The sequence below is a fragment of the Microbacterium xerophyticum genome, assembly GCF_053543555.1.
Map to the genome: position 1 here is coordinate 398603 of NZ_JBLVOB010000009.1, position 4492 is coordinate 403094.

At 66.3% G+C, this 4492-nt stretch carries 4 protein-coding genes; all 4 read left to right on the top strand.

The window, feature by feature from the left end:
* Positions 1–33: 33 nt before the first annotated feature.
* Positions 34–681 (top strand): amino acid ABC transporter permease, encoded by a 648-nt coding sequence (locus tag ACNPNP_RS19885; RefSeq protein WP_448967810.1) that lies wholly within the window; start codon positions 34–36, stop codon positions 679–681.
* The gene (locus ACNPNP_RS19890) at positions 678–1589 is read left to right on the top strand and encodes an amino acid ABC transporter permease (RefSeq protein ID WP_448967758.1); all 912 of its coding nucleotides are present in this window, start codon (positions 678–680) and stop codon (positions 1587–1589) included. Before ACNPNP_RS19885 ends, ACNPNP_RS19890 begins: the two co-directional genes overlap by 4 nt.
* Positions 1590–1644: 55 nt before the next feature.
* Positions 1645–2685, top strand: coding sequence for a phenylalanine--tRNA ligase subunit alpha (pheS, locus tag ACNPNP_RS19895; protein WP_448967759.1), 1041 nt, complete (start codon positions 1645–1647; stop codon positions 2683–2685).
* Positions 2685–4492: phenylalanine--tRNA ligase subunit beta (gene pheT, locus ACNPNP_RS19900; RefSeq protein ID WP_448967760.1), on the top strand; the 1808-nt coding region annotated here is incomplete at its 3' end. The genes pheS and pheT, both read left to right, overlap by 1 nt.

Consider the following 4492-nt stretch of genomic DNA (forward strand, 5'->3'; position numbering starts at 1 on the left):
CCCCCCCTCTCGATCTTCAGAAGGGGAGACGGCGTGGACGTCATCTTCGGCAACCTCGACCTCTGGGGCGAGGCGATCAGCAATACCCTGCTGATCTTCTTCGGCGGAGGCGTGCTCGCCCTCCTGATCGGCGTGATCATCGGCGCAGCACGCGTCTCGCCGGTCCCGATCGCCCGCGGGGTCGGGACGCTCTACGTCAACCTCGTCAGGAACACGCCGCTCACGCTGGTCTTCTTCTTCTTCATCTTCGGGTACCCGCAGCTCGGCCTTCCGAGGCTCAGCCCCATCATCTTGGGGATCCTGGCGATAGGCATCTACACGGCCACTTACGTCGCAGAGGTGCTGCGGGCCGGCATCAACACCGTTCCGGTGGGTCAAGCCGAGGCCGCGCGCGCGATCGGCCTGCCGTTCGGGCAGGTGATGACACTCGTCGTCCTGCCGCAGGCGTTCCGCTCCGTCGTCCCGCCCATGGTGAGCGTGTTCATAGCGCTGCTCAAGAACACGACGGTCGCAGCGGGTTTCTCGGTGCTCGAACTCGGTGCGGTCCGCTCGTACCTCAGTGAGCGTGGCGAGAACGCACTCGTTGTTCTTCTCTGGGTCGCGGTGATCTTCGTCGCCCTCGTCATGCTTCTCAGTTGGCTGCAGCGATATCTCGAGAACAAGTGGAGGATCGCGCGATGACTTCCGTGCTTTTCGACGTCCCCGGACCCAAGGCCGTTCTCCGCAATCGTCTGATCGGAGTGCTCACGGTCGTCGTCGTCCTCGCGATCGTCGCCTTCATCGGCTATCGGTTCTGGGAGTCCGGCCAGTTCGACGCCTCACGCTGGTACATCTTCACGTTCTCTGCGGTGTGGGGTCAGATCCTCGAGGCGCTCGGCAACACGCTCGCCGCTTTCGCTCTGGCCGCGGTGCTCAGTCTCGCGCTCGGTTTCGTCCTGGCGATCGGTCGCATGTCGGAGCACGCATGGGTGCGGATCCCTGTGACGGTGGTGACCGAGTTCTTCCGCGCCGTCCCCGTCCTCGTCTTCATGATGCTGCTGTACTACGGCCTCCCCACGCTCGGTGTGAGGATGGACCCGTACTGGGCGGTCGTGCTCGCCCTCATGATGTACAACGGCTCCGTGCTCGCGGAGGTGCTGCGCGCGGGGGTGGAATCCCTGCCGCGAGGGCAGAAGGAAGCGGGCTACGCCATCGGTCTTCGTAAAGCGGGTGTGATGCAGCTGATCCTGCTGCCGCAGGCGATCCGAGCCATGCTCCCCGTGATCGTGGCGCAGCTCGTGGTGACCATGAAGGACACCGCGCTCGGGTTCATCATCACGTACCCCGAACTGCTGTACTACGCGAAGCTGCTCAGCTCGCAGCAGGGGCGCCCGATCCTGCAGTCGGCGTTCATCATCGGCGGCATCTACATCGTCATGTGCCTGATCCTGTCCGGCATCGCGAAGTACCTTGAGATCCGCACTCGACGTTCTCCGAAGCTGAGGGCGATCGCGGCGGACAACGCAGCTGTGATGCACGAGGGCACGGACACCGAGATCATCGCTGCGCAGAAGGGCGCGGGCAAGTTCGATCAGGGCGGCGGTCGCTGAGCGCACCGTCGTCGGCGCCCGGCAGCAGCACGCAGCGCCGGTAGACTCGTGTCTCGTGTCAGACGCTCCAGAAATCACGCCCGAGGCGGTGGAATCCGCCGTCGCTGCAGCACTCGAGGCGATCGGCGCCGCTGCCGACACCGCCGAGTTGAAGGCCGCGCGCACAGCGCATGTCGCCGAAGGATCGCCCCTGGCTGTCCTGAACGCCTCCATGCGCCAGGTCGCGCCCGAGCACAAGGCCACGTTCGGCAAGCTCGTGGGGCAGGGGAGAGGCCAGGTCACCAAGGCGCTCGCCGCCCGTGAGGCAGAACTCGCCGAGGCCGAGACCGCAGCGCGGCTCGAGGCCGAGCGCGTCGACATCACCGCGGTGTCCTCTCGCACGCGCGTCGGCGCGCGGCATCCGCTGTCTCAGTTGCAGGACGACGTCTGCGACGTCTTCGTCGGCATGGGGTGGGAGATCGCGGAAGGACCCGAGCTCGAGCACGAGTGGTTCAACTTCGATGCACTGAACTTCGACGTCGATCACCCCGCGCGTCAGATGCAGGACACGTTCTTCGTGGACCCGGTCGATCGTCATCTCGTCATGCGCACGCACACGAGCCCCGTGCAGGTGCGGTCGATGCTCGACCGCGAGCTGCCGCTCTACGTGCTCTGCCCCGGACGCGTGTACCGCACCGACGAGTTCGACGCGACGCACCTGCCGGTGTTCACGCAGTTCGAGGGTCTCGTCGTGGACAAGGGCATCACGATGGCGCACCTCAAGGGCACCCTCGACCACTTCGCGAAGCAGCTCTTCGGCTCTGAGGCCAAGACCCGCTTCCGCACGAACTATTTCCCGTTCACGGAGCCGTCCGCCGAACTCGATCTGTGGCACCCGACTTTCAAGGGCGGCGCGCGCTGGATCGAGTGGGGTGGCTGCGGCATGATCAACCCGAACGTGCTGCGTGCGGCCGGCATCGATCCCGACGTGTACAGCGGATTCGCCTTCGGGATGGGGATCGAGCGCGGGCTGATGTTCCGCAGCGATGTGCAGGACATGCGCGACATGGCAGAGGGCGATGTGCGCTTCAGCGAGCAGTTCGGGATGGTGGTGTGATGCGCGTCCCGCTTTCGTGGTTGCGTGAGTACGTCGATGTGGCGCCGGATGCCACGGCAGAGGACATCCTCGAGTCGTTGGTGACCGTCGGTTTCGAAGAGGAGGAGATCCACCGCTTCGAGATCTCCGGTCCTGTCGTCGTCGGGCAGGTGCTGTCCTTCGAGGCCGAACCGCAGTCCAACGGCAAGACGATCCGTTGGTGCCAGGTGGATGTCGGCGAGGCCGAGCCTCGAGGAATCGTCTGCGGCGCGAGCAACTTCGCCGTCGGAGACAAGGTCGTGGTGACGCTGCCCGGTGCTGTGCTGCCCGGCCCGTTCCCGATCGCTGCGCGCAAGACCTACGGTCATGTCTCCGACGGCATGATCGCGTCAGCACGCGAGCTCGGACTGGGAGATGAGCACGACGGCATCCTGGTGCTGTCCTCGCTCGGCATCGACGCGCCCGTCGGCACCGACGCGATCGAGCTGCTCGGTCTGGACGACGTCGCCGTCGAGATCAACGTCACTCCCGACCGCGGCTACGCGTTCTCGATCCGCGGCGTCGCCCGCGAGTACGCGCATGCGACCGGCGCGGCCTTCCGCGACCCCGCAGAGCACGAATGGTCGGAGGTCGAACCGGGCACCGGATTCGCGATCGCCGTCGACGCCGAGCCTCTTCGAGACGCCGCGGCCGTTCAGGAGTTCGTCGTGCGCGTCGTGCGCGATGTCGACCCGTCCCGGCCGACGCCGCCGTGGATGATCGCACGGCTCTCGCTCGCCGGCATCCGCTCGCTGGGTGTGCTGATCGACATCACCAACTATGTGATGCTCGAGCTCGGAAATCCGATCCACGGTTACGACCTCGACAAGCTCTCCGGCGGCATCACGGTGCGTCGCGCGCAGCACGGCGAGAAGATGAAGACTCTCGACGGCCAGGAGCGCACGCTCCACGTCGAGGATCTGCTCATCACCGACGATTCGGGGCCGATCGGCCTGGCCGGCGTGATGGGCGGAGGCACCACCGAGATGAGCGGCGAGACGCACAACGTACTGATCGAGGCTGCGATCTTCGATCCGATCTCGATCGCCCGCAGTGCGCGCCGACACAAGCTGCCCAGCGAGGCGTCCAAGCGCTTCGAACGCGGAGTCGATCCTCTGGTGCCCTTCGTCGCCGCGCGTCGGGTGGCCGACCTCATGGTCGAGCTCGCCGGCGGTCGCATCGACGTGATCGGCGGGGCGTTGTTCAGCGATGTCTCCATCGACGGCATCGAACTGCCCGCCGAGTTCGTGCCCGATCTCATCGGCGTCGACTACACCGATGAGGAGATCGTCGACGCGCTCGAGACGATCGGCGCAGAGGTCGCGGAGACCGCTGACGGCTGGCAGGTCATCCCGCCCAGCTGGCGGCCCGACCTCACCGACAAGTGGACCCTGGCTGAGGAGGTCGCGCGTCTGCACGGACTCGACCGCATCCCTGCCGTGCTGCCGACGCCCCCGTCCGGGCGAGGACTCACTGCGCTGCAGCAGGGCCGCCGCCGTGTCTCGAATGCTCTGGCAGCCGCCGGACTCGTCGAGACTCCGGCGTTCCCGTTCACCACCGAGGCGCACAACGACCTGCACGGCTCGGCGTCCGGCGCGCACCTGCCGAGTATCAAGCTCGCGAACCCGCTCGATGGACAGGCCCCCTTCCTGCGGCGATCGCTGATCCCCGGGCTGTTGCAGATCGCACACCGCAACATCGCGCGTGGACTGACTGACCTCGCGATCTTCGAGACGGGAGTCGTGTTGCTTCCGGAGCCCGGCGTCGTCTACGGCACGGACGACGTGCC